This window comes from Hyphobacterium sp. CCMP332 (genome assembly GCF_014323565.1).
Classification (GTDB): Bacteria; Pseudomonadota; Alphaproteobacteria; order Caulobacterales; family Maricaulaceae; genus Hyphobacterium.
In genome coordinates this window covers 1,024,468-1,037,643 of record NZ_CP058669.1, presented here as the reverse complement: position 1 = coordinate 1,037,643, position 13,176 = coordinate 1,024,468, and the positions used below count along the sequence as shown (strand labels likewise).

Sequence of the window (13,176 nt, the reverse complement as noted above, 5' to 3'; positions counted from 1 at the left end):
GGTCTAGCCGCCCAGAACGCGTTCGCGTTGCGCAAAATAGGGATATTCGGAAATCCGGCCCCAGTCGCGTCCCCGGTTTCGGGCAGCGATATAGCTGTCATAGACACGCCGGGTCATGGCGTCGGTATTGGCCACATCTGCGACGACCTGTTCGGAAATTTCACCGATCCGCAGCCAGGCTTCGTCGGAGAAGGATCGCAACTGCACGCCATGTTCATTCTGGAGCACGTTGAGCGCGATGGCATTCTGGTGTGCATACTCCGCCAGTGCCATGTGGTTGCAGGCGCGGCAGGCGGCGCGAATGATCGCCTGGTGATCTGCCTCGAGGCTGTCCCAGACACCGGCATTGATGCCGAGGCCCAATGCCGAGCCCGGCTCATGGAAGCCGGGGCCATAATAATACGGCGCTTCGCGATAAAATCCGAAAGCGAGGTCGTTCCAGGGGCCCACCCATTCGGTGGCGTCAATCGTTCCGTTCTGCAGGGCGGGATAGATTTCGCCGCCCGAGAGGGCAACCGCCGCTCCGCCCAATTCGCGCAACACATTGCCACCCAGCCCCGGAATACGCATGCGCAGGCCGCGGAAATCTTCCAGTGTGTTGATCTCGCGTTTAAACCAGCCGCCCATCTGGTGGCCGGAATTGCCGGCCTGAAAAGCGACGACGCCAAATTCGCGGCCCAATTCCTCCCAAAGTTCCTGACCACCGCCAAACTCGACCCAGGCCATGATCTCTGTGGCAGTCATGCCCATCGGCACCGCCGTGAAGAAGTTGAACGCCGGGGACTTGCCCTGCCAGTAGTATTCTGCGGCGTGATACATGTCGGCCGTGCCGGTTGCGACCGCATCGAAGGCTTCAAATGCGCCGACGATTTCTCCGGCCGCATGGACCTGAATTTCAAGCGATCCGGACGACATCGTGTTGCAGAATTCTGCCACCCTGTCCGCAGCAGTGCCAAGTCCGGGAAAGTTGGCGGGCCAGGTTGTCACCATGCGCAAACGGCGTGCCCTGCGGGTCTGGACATTCGGCGATGCAACGCTGCTTTCCTCGCCCTGACTGCAGGCAGTGGCAACGGATGCGGCGGCAATACTTGCCCCGCTCAAAAAGTCCCGGCGATCCATATCAATCTCCCCCAAAATCCATTTCGGTCTGTCTGCCGAATTCAGTGTCTTCAAAACGCCGCCACCCCGACGACGTCAGGATTTCCAGCGGCCGGTATCGCGATTTGTAAGCCATCTTGGCGCTGCCCGGCACCCAATAACCCAGATAGACAAATGGCAGGCCCTCACTCCGGGACCAGGCTATCGCGTCCAGAATGACGAATTTCCCAAAACTGCGGGCAGGTTGTTCGGGATCAAAGAAGCTATAGAGCAGAGACGGGCCGTCGCGGAGGCGGTCAATCAGGGCAGCGGCCCGCAACACACCGGCTTCATCGCGGTATTCGACGACATCCGTGCGTTGGGCCCCATCTTCGACCATCATGACATAATCGGCAAAGCTCATGCCGGCCATGTCGCCATCGCCATGCCGGGTATCGAGATAGCGCGACAAAAGCTGGAATTGCTCCATCGTGGCGTGGGCGGGTTGCTCGTTGCGGGCCAAATCCGCATTGGCTTTCAGGACTTTACGGTTTGAGCGCGAGAAGCGGTATTCGGCCACAGGAATTCGCGCCGAACGGCAGGCGTCACAGCCCTCGCAGGCGGGTCGATAGAGCACGGCCTGGGAGCGGCGAAACCCGGCGTGGGTCAGCGCATCATTCAATGCGGGGCCGTCGCCCGGCTCCAGCCGCGTGAACAGCTTGCGTTCCAACTTGCCGGGCAAATAGGGGCACGGTCCTGACGCTGTCAGGTAGAAAGGGATTTGCCGGGTTGTGAACGGATGTGTCACAGCGCTGCTCGAATCCTTGTTGCGATTTCAAATCCACCTTGCATCGTCAGAAGCCGAAATGGAATGCTGCGATGGCGGTAAAGGTGATCCAGAGAATAAATACAAGCGGCGCTCCGGCCTTGATGTAGTCCGCAAACCGATAGTGGCCGGGCCCCATCACCAGGAGATTGGTCTGATAGCCGATCGGCGTTGCAAATGAGGTGTTTGCAGCAAACAGGACCGTCAGCGCAAAGAGCGTTGGATCCTGTCCCATCTGGTTGGCTGCCGCGATGGCAATGGGCGTGAAGAGAATGGCGGTGGCATTGTTAGACAAAACATTGGTCAACAAGGCGATCAGAAGGAAAAGCACGGAGATCAGGGCAACGGGACCGTAGGGTTCAAATGTTGCAACGACCGTTCCTGCGATGAAGTTGGCGGCACCGGTGGCTTGCAGGGCTGTGCCGAGCGCAAAGGCCGAGCCGACTAGGAGATAGACCCGCATATCAATCGCCCGCGCGGCTTGCCGCGAATTCAGGCACCCGGCGGCAATCATGGCGACCGCGCCGAGAATCGAGGCGTGAACGATCGGCATCAGATTGGTGGCGGCGGCGACGATAACGCCTGCAAAAATTATCAGGGCGTAATTCGCACGGCGCGGATCGGGCAAATCCGTCGTCGCCCACGCCATCAACAGGAGGTCGCGGTCATTTCTCAGGGTCCGCAGCGCCTCGGCCTTGCCGAAGAGCAGCAGGACGTCGCCGGCTTCAATGCGGATTTCGCCCATCTTCTTGCGGATCATGCGTGACCGGCGTTGCACACCCAGCACAACGCAACCGGTGAGGTGGCGAAAACCGATCTGCTCGACAGTGCGGCCAATGAGCCGGGAACCCGGAGGGATAACCGATTCTGACAGGCCGAGGCGTTCGCCCGGCGTTGGCTCATCACTCCCCGGTCTGCTTTGCAGCAGTCCGCGCAAATACTCGGCCCGCGATGACAACAGGTCGGACAATGTCTTGCGGGTTGCGGCCACAATCAACAAATCGCCAGTACGCAATTTCACGTCATCAAAAGGTGGCAAAATCGCGTGTTCGCCGCGCTGGATCATCCGGACGGTGATATCGGGGAGGTCAGGAAACATGCCGGCGACCGGAGATTGTCCGCGCAGGGGGTGATAGCGAGTGACTTCCAGTTGCGCAATGAATTGCTTGCCGTCACCGCCGGCAATTTCCCGCTCCATTGTCGCGCGTTCCGGCAACAGACGCGGCAGGATAAAGGCGACATATATCACGCCGATCGCGGCGAGGATGATACCATATCCCGATGGCGCGAAGAAGTTGAGATGCTCGCCGGTGAAGGCGGCATAGCTGTCGGACACAAGAAGATTGGTGGACGAGCCGATCAGCGTCGTCATCCCGGCAAGAATACAGACATAGCTGAGTGGGATCATGATCTTCGACGGGGATGCCCCCATCCGGCCCGCAATGGCCACGAGGATGGGAATAAACATCACCACGACCGGCGTATTGTTGATGAAGGCGCTGACCACGAACAGGAAGAAGAACATGGATACCAGCGTAGTGCGTGGGCGTTTGTCGTAGGACGTCAACAGGCGCTGAGTCGGGCCATCCATGGCACCGGTCTGGAATATGCCCTGACCCACCACCAGGAGCGCCATGATGGTCAGGAGCGCCGGATTCGCAAAGCCCGCGAGAATTTCTGTGGCGCCGGGATTGTTGGTCGCAATGGGAAAGAACTGGAAGAAAACAAGGACAACGGCGACGATGGCCGAGGATACGATCTCGATCGCGAATTTTTCCCAGATATAGAAAACAATCGAAATCGCCACGAGGGCCATGGCGGCCCACATTTGCCATGTCTCTGCGATGGTTTCGAGCATCCCTCACGCCCTGTCTTTTGCGCCCGCAATCAAGGCGGGCTGCAAAGACTAGCATGAGTAAGGCGGCGTGAGGCGAGGCCTTTTTGCCGTCAGCTGTGGATTACCTGTTCAGGCCGTGTCCCGGCGCAATAACAGGCGCTTCGCGCAGGAGCAGGATCGAAATCCGGCGATTGCCCGCCATGTAGGGATCATCCGGATAAAGTGGCTCGGAACCCGCGCGGCCGGTCACTTCGGCAATACGGTCATCGGTTATGCCACCGCCTTGCAGGATCGAACGAGCGGCATTCGCGCGATCGGCAGACAAATCCCAATTGGTATAGGTGTCGCCGGGCGCAGGGCCGGAATCGGTATGGCCGGAGACGGCGATACGATTGGGCAATTGCTGCGCGATTTCGGCCACGGCCCGGAGAAGCACGACGGCGCGCTCATTGGGCTGGACCGAGCCCGGGTTGAACATCGGACGGCCTTCTTCATCGACCAGCTGGATGCGGAGGCCTTCCGGCGTCTCCTCGATGATCAGCTGACGGGTAAGTTCGGCGAGCTCCGGCATTTCCTGCAGGGACTGACGCAAGGACATTTCTGCCGACGCGAACTGGGATTGCTGTTCGCGGCGTTCACGTGCGGCCGCCATAGCTTCAGCGCTGGCTGACTGGCTGGATTGTTCCGAAGATTCCTCGGGCGTGTCCGGATCGTCCTGGGCGTCGGGCGAAAGGCGTTCGATGGTGGATGACGCGCCCCGGCCGCTACCGCCTTCACCAAGTGCCGTTCCGGCCAGAATGCCGCCGCCGCCGGAATTGGTCGGGCTGACACTGGCGGGCGCGAAATAGTCGGCAATGCCCTGACGCTGTTCGGGCGTGGTGGTATTGATGAGCCACATCAAAAGGAAGAAGGCCATCATTGCCGTCACGAAGTCGGCATAGGCCACTTTCCAGGCGCCGCCATGGTGGCCATGGCCGCCGCCCTTTTTGATTTTCTTGATGATAATCGGTCTATCCGAAGCCATCACCGCACCACCTTGTTTGTTCTTCTCAGGGGTCGGAGTATGTCCCAACACAGTTAAAGTCCGGTTTCGAAGCGATTCGGAGTATGTAAATTGTCGTCTTCACAGTCTTTTCGCGATGCCATGTCGCTTTATCCAACTGGCGTGACGGTGGTCACCGCCTATCATGACGGCAAGGCCTATGGCATTACAGCGAACTCGTTTGCGTCCGTTTCACTGGAGCCGCCGCTGGTGTTGTGGTCGGTGTCGAGGGCAGCCGGGCGGGCCGATATTTTCCGGAACGCCATGAGCTTTGCGATCTGTTTTCTCAGCAAGGACCAGGCGGATATCGCGCAACATTGCGCGGAAAATGACGGGCTTCCGGCGGGGCAATGGTCTGAAAACCGCTATGGCTTTCCTGTGATTGATGGCGCATGCGTTGTCCTTGACTGCCGCCAGCATGCCATCCATCCCGGTGGCGATCATGACATTATTGTCGGTGAGGTCGTGGGGATAACAGTGAATGACGGGGCAGGGGCCCTGACATTTCATCGCCGTGATTACGGCCGGCTGGACTAGGAGGCGACCATGGCAAAGTGCGCATTTCTCGGTCTCGGTGTGATGGGTTTCCCCATGGCGGGGCATCTTGCCGCGAAGGGCCATCAGGTAACCGTGTGGAACCGGACCACGGAAAAGGCCCGGCTCTGGGCCAAGGCGCACACCGGCAAGGTTGCGGTCACGCCGGAAGATGCGGTGCGCGATGCCGATTTCGTTTTCCTTTGTCTTGGCGATGATCCGGATGTTCGCGCGGTGGCCGACAAGATTATTCCGGTCATGAAGCGGGGTTCGGTGCTGGTGGATCATACCACGGCGTCGGCAACGCTCGCCCGGGGTTTGCACGCGGAGTGCAAGGCCGTGGATGCCGGGTTCATTGATGCGCCCGTATCCGGCGGGCAGGCGGGGGCGGAGAATGGCCAGCTCGCCATCATGTGCGGTGGGGAGGCGGATGTTTTCGCCTATGCCGAGCCTGTCATGAAGGCTTATGCCAAGGCGATTACGCTGATCGGCGAGGCGGGGTCCGGACAATTGACCAAGATGGTCAACCAGATCTGTATCGCCGGGGTGGTTCAGGGACTGTCGGAAGGGCTGCATTTTGCCGAGCAGGCGGGGCTGGACGCAGAAAAAGTCATCGGCGCGATCTCCAAGGGCGCAGCGCAATCCTGGCAGATGGAAAACCGCTGGCAGACGATGGTTGCCGGGCAGTTCGAGCACGGTTTTGCGACGAATTGGATGCGCAAGGATCTTCGCATCGCACTTGATGAGGCGCGCAATAATGGCGCGCGTCTGCCAGTTGCGGCCACCGTCGACCAGTTTTACGCCGAAGTTCAGGCCATGGGGGGTGGGCGGTGGGACACTTCCAGCCTGATTGCGCGGTTGAAAAACGCAGACAAGCAGGCCTGACCCTGAATGCGACTGATCGAGCTCTCATTTCCGGACACGGTTGATACCAAGCCACTCCTGAAATCCTGCCTGCGGGCCAATCCGGTCGATCACCGGTTGGAGCCGGCAGATGATCGTGGCCGCCGCGTCTTGCGTCTCTACTTCAAGACCGGTGAGGGGCAGGAAGCGATTGACGCGATCCAGGGCTTGCTGGCCGATACCGACGACTGGCGGCTTGTGGTCATCCCGATCGAGGCCACCCTGCCGAAGATCGAGGCGGAGGAAGACGCCGAGACAAGCCGCAAGCGGCGTACGCTGGCCCTGCGTGAAGAGCTGTTCGAGGACATTGCCGCCGGAGCCAAGCTCAATCGTGATTTCCTGGTTTTGACGGCCCTGTCTGCGGTCGTGGCGGCGCTCGGGCTGAATGCCAATAATGTTGCCGCGGTGATCGGGGCAATGGTGATTGCGCCGCTGCTGGGTCCGATTCTGGCATTTTCCTTCGCGTCTGCGCTGGGCGATCTGGACCTGATGGCGAAGTCGGCGCGGACCGCGGTTGCGGGGCTGGCGCTCGGTCTCGCGGTCAGCTTTGCACTTGGTATGGCCCTGCCGTTCAATTCGCTGAGCGGCGAGCTGGTCTCCCGGACGATTGTCGGCGTGGACACGACCGCTCTGGCGCTTGTTTCCGGCGCGGCGGCGGCTCTTTCGATTTCCACCGGCATCTCCAGCGCGCTCGTTGGCGTCATGGTGGCGGTAGCATTGCTGCCGCCTTCCGCTGCGATGGGGCTCTATGCCGGGGATGGCGAATGGATGATGGCGGCGCGGGCCGGGCTGTTGCTGTCGATCAATGTGGTGAGCGTCAATCTGGCCGCGTTGTTCACTTACCGGGTCAAGGGCGTGCGTCCGAGGACCTGGCTGGAGCGCAAGTCGGCCAAGCGATCCGTCTTCGTGAATTATGCGGTCTGGGCCGCGCTGATCATCATTCTGACGATCGCCGCCTGGCAAGTGACGGTCCATGATGCGGCGCTGGCCGCCGCGATAGACGGGTCATGAAAAACCCCGCCCGCAATATGCGGACGGGGGTTCTCACCTGATCCCGGTTTGGCTATTCGCTCGCACCAGGGATAAGACGCTCGACCGTGGCCATGACGATGACCATCAGCGAGGCGGCGCCGAGAACGGCACCGTAATTGGCAAAGATGGCGTTCAGATACTCGCCAACCGCCGGGATCGAGCCCAGCGCCATGGAACCGCCTCCGATCAGGAAGATGGCGGCCAGTATCAGGGCCTTGCGATGATCGCCCTTGACGAAGAAACCGCTTGCGAGCCCCAATAGCGCAAGGATAAGTGCGCCATACTCAAAGGTTACGAACGCAAACACGATGGCTGCCAGAAACGCGACTGCCCAGATGATTTTGTCGAGTGACATGAGTCTCCCCCTTTGTTTTGCTTGTCAGATGACGCAATCGTCACCCGCTGCAAGGCGAGATTAGTTGGTGAATCGACTATTTGGGCAAGTGCAAAAACGAAATGGCCGGATTCCGATATTTGGATAACGCAAAAGGCAGACTGATTTGACCGTCGATTTACTCTTTCTTTTTCTGGACTATAGCGGTGTCACTCTGTTCGCCTATTCCGGCGGCATGCTGGCGGCCCGCAAGGAGCTGGATCCGTTCGGGGCGGCCATTCTCGGCGCGGTCACGGGCATGGGCGGCGGCACACTGCGCGATGTCATTCTGGGCCGCTTGCCGGTTTATTGGGTGGAAGCACCGGAATATCTCTGGCTGGCACTGATCGGGGCATTGATCGGATATTACACCTCTCCCTGGGCCCAATCACTGGCGACCCGCCGGGCGGCTCTGGCCTGGGCGGATGCCATCGGTATGTCGGTTTTCTGCGTGCTTGGCGCGAAAGCGGGGCTTGCGGTTGGGGCACACTGGTCGATTGCGCTGCTGACCGGGGTGATGAGTGCGGCCTTTGGTGGTTTGATCCGGGATATCATTGTCAATGATGTGCCGCTGGTCCTGCGCGCGGAGATCTACGCGCTGGCGGCACTGGCCGGGGCGGGGGGCTATGTGCTGGCGATTACGCTCGGCATCGGGGCCGGAATCGCTGCGGTGGGCGCGGCGCTGCTGGCCTTTGTCATTCGCGGTTGTGCCATCCAGTTCAACTGGACCCTGCCGCCGATCGGGAGGGTGGGCTAGGCCATCAGTTCCGCCGCTCGTGGCGCGAAGTAAGTTATAATTCCCGCCGCACCGGCGCGTTTGAACGCCATCAGGCTTTCCATCATCACGCGGTCGCCATCAATCCAGCCATTGGCTGCGGCGGCCTGGATCATGGCGTATTCGCCGGAGACCTGGAAGGCAAAGGTCGGCACGCCGAAGGTCGAGGAAACGCGCTGGACAATATCCAGATAGGGCAGGCCGGGTTTGACCATCACCATGTCGGCACCTTCATCAAGGTCCATGGCGACTTCGCGCAAGGCCTCCTCGGTGTTGGCGGGGTCCATCTGGTAGGTTTTCTTGTCGCCCTGCAGCACGGTCCCCGAACCGATGGCTTCACGATAGGGGCCGTAAAAGCCGGAGGCGTATTTGGCGGCATAGGACAGGATCATCGTGTCGGTGAAGCCCTCCAGCTCCAACGCTTCGCGGATCGCCCCGATGCGGCCATCCATCATGTCGGACGGGGCGATCACATCACAGCCCGCCCGCGCCTGAACCAGAGCCTGCTGGATCAGACGTTCGACGGTGTCATCATTCAGGATGACGCCGTCTTTCAGAATGCCGTCATGGCCATGCGTGGTGAACGGGTCGAGCGCGACATCGCAGATGACGCCGACATTGGGGGCGGCCTCCTTGATGGTGCGGATGGCCTGCGGAACGAGCCCTTTCGGATTGAGCGCTTCGGAGCCATTTTCGTCTTTCTTCGCCGGATCAATGTGCGGAAAGATCGCCATTGCCGGAATGCCCAGTTGTGCCGCCCGCTTGGCGGCTTCCGCGAGAGCGTTCAGACCCAGACGTTCGACGCCCGGCATGGCGGCGACAGGCTCGGTCGGATCTGCGGTATCTGACACGACAACCGCCCAGATCAGGTCATTCACCGTCAGGACGTTTTCCTGCACGAGGCGGCGCGACCAGTCCGTCTGGCGGAGGCGGCGCAGGCGTGTGGCTGGAAATGTGCTCATCGTCGTCTACCCTCACAGCTTGCCCAAACGCGTGGTCCACGTTAGGGCTTCGCGGCCTTTTTCAAAACCTGGATGGAGCCTGATTTGCACTTTGAGCTCAATGAAGACCAGAGCCTGATACAGGACGCTGCGCGAAAATTCGCCGAGGACCGCATGAAGCCGTTCGCGGCAGAGTGGGATGAGACCAAGCATTTCCCCGAGGATATTCTGCGTGAAGCCGCCGAAATGGGCTTTGCCGGCATTTATACCGGCGACGAGTTCGGTGGATCGGGAATGACCCGGCTGGATGCGGCCCTGATTTTCGAACAATTGTCGCGTGGGTGCGTGTCCACAGCGGCCTATATCTCCATTCACAATATGTGCGCCTGGATGATCGACAGCTGGGGCGATGACGCACAGCGCGCCAAATTCCTGCCGCGGCTGATGTCGATGGAACATTTCGCCTCCTACTGCCTGACCGAGCCGGGTGCGGGATCGGACGCCGCCTCCTTGCGGACCAAGGCTGTCAGGGATGGCGATGATTATGTGTTGAATGGCTCGAAAGCCTTTATCTCCGGTGGGGGCCGCTCCGACATCTATGTCGTGATGGCGCGTACGGGCGGCGAGGGGCCGGGCGGCATCTCCACATTCGTCGTCGAGAAAGGCACGCCGGGCCTGTCCTTCGGTGCGAACGAGAAAAAGCTGGGCTGGAATTCCCAGCCGACCGCGGTTGTGAATTTTGAAGACTGCCGCATCCCCGCCGCCAACCGGCTGGGAGAGGAAGGCATCGGCTTCAAGATTGCCATGAATGGCCTCAATGGCGGGCGTGTGAATATCGGTGCCTGTTCGCTCGGTGGCGCGGCGGAGGCGCTGGATGTCGCCGCCGAATACGTCCAATCCCGCAAACAGTTCGGTAAGCCGATTGCCGGTTTTCAGGTCACGCAATTCAAGCTCGCCGACATGGCAACCGACCTCGAGGCTTCACGTCTGATGCTCTACCGCGCGGCAGCCGCGATCGATGCCAAGGACCCGTCCACGCCCAAGCTTTGCGCCATGGCCAAACGGTTCGCGACCGATGCCTGCTTCGATATCGTCAATCAGGCGCTGCAACTGCATGGCGGCTATGGCTATCTGAAGGATTATCCGATCGAGCGCATCCTGCGCGATCTGCGCGTCCATCAGATCCTGGAAGGCACCAACGAAATCATGCGCGTCATCATCGCCAAGGATGTATTGAAATGACCGACGAAATCATTGCCCGCAAAGTTGGCCAGCTGGGCCGGATCACGCTCAACCGCCCCAAGGCGCTGAACGCGCTGTCCATGGATATGGTCCATGCGATGACCCAGGCGTTGCTTGCCTGGAAAGACGATGACAGCGTCAAGGTAGTGGTGGTCGATGGCGAGGGCGAGAAAGGTTTTTGTGCGGGCGGCGATATCCGCATGTTGCATGATAGCGGCAAGGCGGGCGGCGAAGACGCCTGGCGATTCTGGCATGACGAATACCAGCTCAACACGCTCATCAAGGAATATCCCAAAGCCTATGTCGCCCTGATTGATGGCATTACCATGGGCGGCGGTGTCGGTATTTCCGTGCATGGCTCGCACCGCGTGGCCGGGGACCGCACCATGCTGGCCATGCCGGAGACGGGGATCGGGTTCTTTCCCGATGTCGGTGGCACCTATTTCCTGCCGCGGCTGGCCGGAGAGATCGGCATGTGGATGGGACTGACCGGCGCGCGTTTGAAAGCCGCTGATTGTGTCGCGACCGGCATTGCCACGCATTACACGCCGTCCGCCGATCTTCCGGCTCTGATCGCTGCGCTGGATAGCGCGGACCTGTCGGATGAGGACGCACTGGAAGTTATTCTGGAAGAACATTCCGGTGATCCGGGTGATTCCGATCTGGCGGTCACGCGCGGTCTGATTGATGCGGCTTTTGCCGGCGATGATGTGGCAACGATGGTTTCGCGGATCACCGACGCCGGAGACATCTGGTCGGAAAAGCAGGCGAAGATCATTGCCACGAAATCACCCACATCGCTGAAGCTGACCTGCGCGGCCATTCGCAGCGGAGCCGACAAATCCTTCGAGGATGTCATGCGACAGGAATTGCGCCTGTCCACGCATTGCCTGGGCGGGGTTGATTTCTACGAAGGCGTACGTGCCGTCATCATCGACAAGGACAATGCACCGAACTGGTCGCCTGCGACGCTGGATGGCGTGGATGATGCGATGATTGCCGCGTATTTCGAACCCCTTTCGAGTGATAAAGAACTGACGTTTCTGGGAGAATAGATCATGGCCGTTATCGCATTTATCGGACTGGGCAATATGGGCTCGGGCATGTGCGCAAATCTGGCAAAAGCCGGCCATGATGTGCGCGCCTTCGATCTAAGCGCTGATGCCATCAAACGCGCTGAGGCTGCGGGGGCCAAGGGAGCGGCGAGTGCGGCAGATGCGGTTGCGGGAGCAGATGCCATCGTCACCATGTTGCCCGCGGGCAAGCATGTCCGCGCCGTCTATGAAGGCGAGGTCTTTCCCAATGCCAAGCCGGGCGCGCTGATGATGGACTGCTCGACCATTGATGTGGCGACTGCAAGATCGGTGGGTGAAGCGGCGGCCGCAAAAGGGTTTCCATTCGTCGATGCCCCGGTCTCGGGCGGCGTCGCCGGGGCCGAAGCCGGTACGCTGACCTTCATGGTGGGCGGGCCGGAAGACGCGTTTTCAAAGGCCGAGGAATTCCTGTCCATCATGGGCAAGGCAGTTATACATGCCGGTGATGCCGGGACGGGGCAGGCGGCCAAGATCTGCAATAATATGCTCCTGGGCATTACCATGATCGGGACGTGTGAAGCGTTCGCGCTGGCGGAAAAGCTCGGGCTCGATCAGCAGCGGTTTTTCGATATTGCCTCGAAAGCCTCAGGCCAGTCCTGGTCAATGACCAGCTATTGCCCGGTGCCGGGCCCGGTGGAAGCTTCGCCGGCCAATCGCGGCTATACGCCCGGTTTTGCAACGGCGATGATGCTGAAAGATCTCAAGCTGGCCATGGATGCGGCCGCGACCTCCGGGGCAACGACGCCGATGGGGGCGCAGGCCGAAGCGCTCTATGCCCTGTTTGATAATCTGGGCGGCCGGAATGCGGATTTTTCCGGCATCTACAAACTGCTCCAGGGCAGCTGGAAAGCCGAATAATCGGTTTTTAACGAGTTTGGGGTAGCGTTCTATAAAAATAACAAAACGTTATTGGGTGGAATGGAGAAACCGTCATGGCTCTTGCCGAGACACTGGCTCCGGCTGCGGAAACCCGCGCCGATTATCTCGAATTGTTGCAGCGGGTCGAACGCCTTCACCGGCAATTGCTCGATGTGGTCAAGGATGAACTGGACCGCGAGAGTCTTCGCGACCTGACGAGTGTTCAGGCCCTGCTCATCTACAACATCGGTGATCAGGTTCTGACCGCAGGCGAGCTGAAATCGCGGGGCCATTATCTCGGCTCGAACGTCTCCTATAATCTCAAGAAGCTGGTCGATCTGGGTTTCGTTAACCAGGAGCGGTCCAATAATGACCGCCGCACGGTTCGTATCAGCCTGACTCAGACCGGGCAGGATGTGTGTGAACGTTTGTCAGCGTTGTTTGCACGTCAGTCCATTGCCCTGGAGCCATCCGGTGGTCTGACAACCGACACGGTCGACGCTACGAATATCGCTCTGGACCGTCTGGAACGCTTCTGGGCAGATCACATCCGCTTCCGGCTGTAATTTTTTTGGCTGCGTCCATTCGTCCAACTCGCCAAACAGACGGAATTGCTGCATTAGTGCCGTTAACAGGAATGAG

The 13,176-nt window shown here is 59.9% G+C and carries 14 protein-coding genes; 8 read left to right on the top strand and 6 right to left on the bottom strand.

What is annotated here, in order from left to right:
* Positions 1–3: 3 nt before the first annotated feature.
* The 4 genes from HXX25_RS05255 to HXX25_RS05240 all read right to left on the bottom strand — a co-directional run bounded on the left by HXX25_RS05255 (position 4) and on the right by HXX25_RS05240 (position 4,764).
* Entirely contained in the window at positions 4–1,119 is a 1,116-nt protein-coding gene (locus HXX25_RS05255; RefSeq protein WP_187167452.1) for a TRAP transporter substrate-binding protein, read from the bottom strand.
* A gap of 1 nt (position 1,120) precedes the next feature.
* Entirely contained in the window at positions 1,121–1,885 is a 765-nt protein-coding gene (locus tag HXX25_RS05250) for an arginyltransferase (protein ID WP_187167451.1), read from the bottom strand.
* A gap of 46 nt (positions 1,886–1,931) precedes the next feature.
* Positions 1,932–3,761, bottom strand: coding sequence for an SLC13 family permease (locus HXX25_RS05245; RefSeq protein WP_187167450.1), 1,830 nt, complete (start codon positions 3,759–3,761; stop codon positions 1,932–1,934).
* Positions 3,762–3,861: 100 nt separating this feature from the next.
* Positions 3,862–4,764, bottom strand: a complete 903-nt coding sequence (locus tag HXX25_RS05240) for a flagellar motor protein MotB (protein ID WP_187167449.1) — start codon at positions 4,762–4,764, stop codon at positions 3,862–3,864.
* Positions 4,765–4,854: 90 nt separating this feature from the next.
* Here HXX25_RS05240 and HXX25_RS05235 point away from each other — a divergent pair, with 90 nt between their 5' ends.
* The 3 genes from HXX25_RS05235 to HXX25_RS05225 are packed head-to-tail and all read left to right on the top strand — an operon-like array spanning position 4,855 to position 7,230.
* Positions 4,855–5,319: a flavin reductase family protein gene (locus tag HXX25_RS05235; RefSeq protein WP_187167448.1), complete on the top strand. Its 465-nt coding sequence runs from the start codon at positions 4,855–4,857 to the stop codon at positions 5,317–5,319.
* A 9-nt stretch (positions 5,320–5,328) separates the two neighbouring features.
* Positions 5,329–6,201, top strand: coding sequence for an NAD(P)-dependent oxidoreductase (locus HXX25_RS05230; RefSeq protein ID WP_187167447.1), 873 nt, complete (start codon positions 5,329–5,331; stop codon positions 6,199–6,201).
* A gap of 6 nt (positions 6,202–6,207) precedes the next feature.
* On the top strand, positions 6,208–7,230 hold the full coding sequence (locus HXX25_RS05225; protein WP_187167446.1) for a TIGR00341 family protein: 1,023 nt from the start codon (positions 6,208–6,210) through the stop codon (positions 7,228–7,230).
* Between the two features lie 52 nt (positions 7,231–7,282).
* Here the strand turns inward: HXX25_RS05225 and HXX25_RS05220 are convergent, their stop codons facing one another.
* On the bottom strand, positions 7,283–7,606 hold the full coding sequence (locus HXX25_RS05220; RefSeq protein WP_187167445.1) for a hypothetical protein: 324 nt from the start codon (positions 7,604–7,606) through the stop codon (positions 7,283–7,285).
* 145 nt (positions 7,607–7,751) lie between these two features.
* On the opposite strand from HXX25_RS05220, the gene HXX25_RS05215 reads away from it, so the two are divergent.
* Entirely contained in the window at positions 7,752–8,381 is a 630-nt protein-coding gene (locus HXX25_RS05215; protein ID WP_187167444.1) for a trimeric intracellular cation channel family protein, read from the top strand.
* Here the strand turns inward: HXX25_RS05215 and hemB are convergent.
* Positions 8,378–9,361, bottom strand: coding sequence for a porphobilinogen synthase (gene hemB / locus HXX25_RS05210; RefSeq protein WP_187167443.1), 984 nt, complete (start codon positions 9,359–9,361; stop codon positions 8,378–8,380). The genes HXX25_RS05215 and hemB overlap by 4 nt on opposite strands.
* An 84-nt stretch (positions 9,362–9,445) precedes the next feature.
* Between hemB and HXX25_RS05205 the strand changes: the two genes are divergently transcribed.
* The 4 genes from HXX25_RS05205 to HXX25_RS05190 all read left to right on the top strand — a co-directional run bounded on the left by HXX25_RS05205 (position 9,446) and on the right by HXX25_RS05190 (position 13,100).
* Entirely contained in the window at positions 9,446–10,582 is a 1,137-nt protein-coding gene (locus HXX25_RS05205; protein ID WP_187167442.1) for an isobutyryl-CoA dehydrogenase, read from the top strand.
* Positions 10,579–11,637, top strand: a complete 1,059-nt coding sequence (locus HXX25_RS05200) for an enoyl-CoA hydratase/isomerase family protein (RefSeq protein ID WP_187167441.1) — start codon at positions 10,579–10,581, stop codon at positions 11,635–11,637. The genes HXX25_RS05205 and HXX25_RS05200 overlap by 4 nt, the downstream gene beginning before the upstream one ends.
* A gap of 3 nt (positions 11,638–11,640) precedes the next feature.
* On the top strand, positions 11,641–12,534 hold the full coding sequence (gene mmsB, locus HXX25_RS05195; RefSeq protein WP_187167440.1) for a 3-hydroxyisobutyrate dehydrogenase: 894 nt from the start codon (positions 11,641–11,643) through the stop codon (positions 12,532–12,534).
* Between the two features lie 74 nt (positions 12,535–12,608).
* The gene (locus HXX25_RS05190; RefSeq protein ID WP_187167439.1) at positions 12,609–13,100 is read left to right on the top strand and encodes a winged helix DNA-binding protein; all 492 of its coding nucleotides are present in this window, start codon (positions 12,609–12,611) and stop codon (positions 13,098–13,100) included.
* Positions 13,101–13,176: the final 76 nt, after the last annotated feature.

Coding starts and splice junctions, on each gene's coding strand:
- HXX25_RS05255 (WP_187167452.1), bottom strand. CDS start 1,119: ATGGATCGCCGGGACTTTTTGAGCGGGGCAAGTATTGCCGCCGCATCC.
- HXX25_RS05245 (WP_187167450.1), bottom strand. CDS start 3,761: ATGCTCGAAACCATCGCAGAGACATGGCAAATGTGGGCCGCCATGGCC.
- HXX25_RS05240 (WP_187167449.1), bottom strand. CDS start 4,764: ATGGCTTCGGATAGACCGATTATCATCAAGAAAATCAAAAAGGGCGGC.
- HXX25_RS05230 (WP_187167447.1), top strand. CDS start 5,329: ATGGCAAAGTGCGCATTTCTCGGTCTCGGTGTGATGGGTTTCCCCATG.
- HXX25_RS05225 (WP_187167446.1), top strand. CDS start 6,208: ATGCGACTGATCGAGCTCTCATTTCCGGACACGGTTGATACCAAGCCA.
- HXX25_RS05220 (WP_187167445.1), bottom strand. CDS start 7,606: ATGTCACTCGACAAAATCATCTGGGCAGTCGCGTTTCTGGCAGCCATC.
- hemB (WP_187167443.1), bottom strand. CDS start 9,361: ATGAGCACATTTCCAGCCACACGCCTGCGCCGCCTCCGCCAGACGGAC.
- HXX25_RS05200 (WP_187167441.1), top strand. CDS start 10,579: ATGACCGACGAAATCATTGCCCGCAAAGTTGGCCAGCTGGGCCGGATC.
- mmsB (WP_187167440.1), top strand. CDS start 11,641: ATGGCCGTTATCGCATTTATCGGACTGGGCAATATGGGCTCGGGCATG.
- HXX25_RS05190 (WP_187167439.1), top strand. CDS start 12,609: ATGGCTCTTGCCGAGACACTGGCTCCGGCTGCGGAAACCCGCGCCGAT.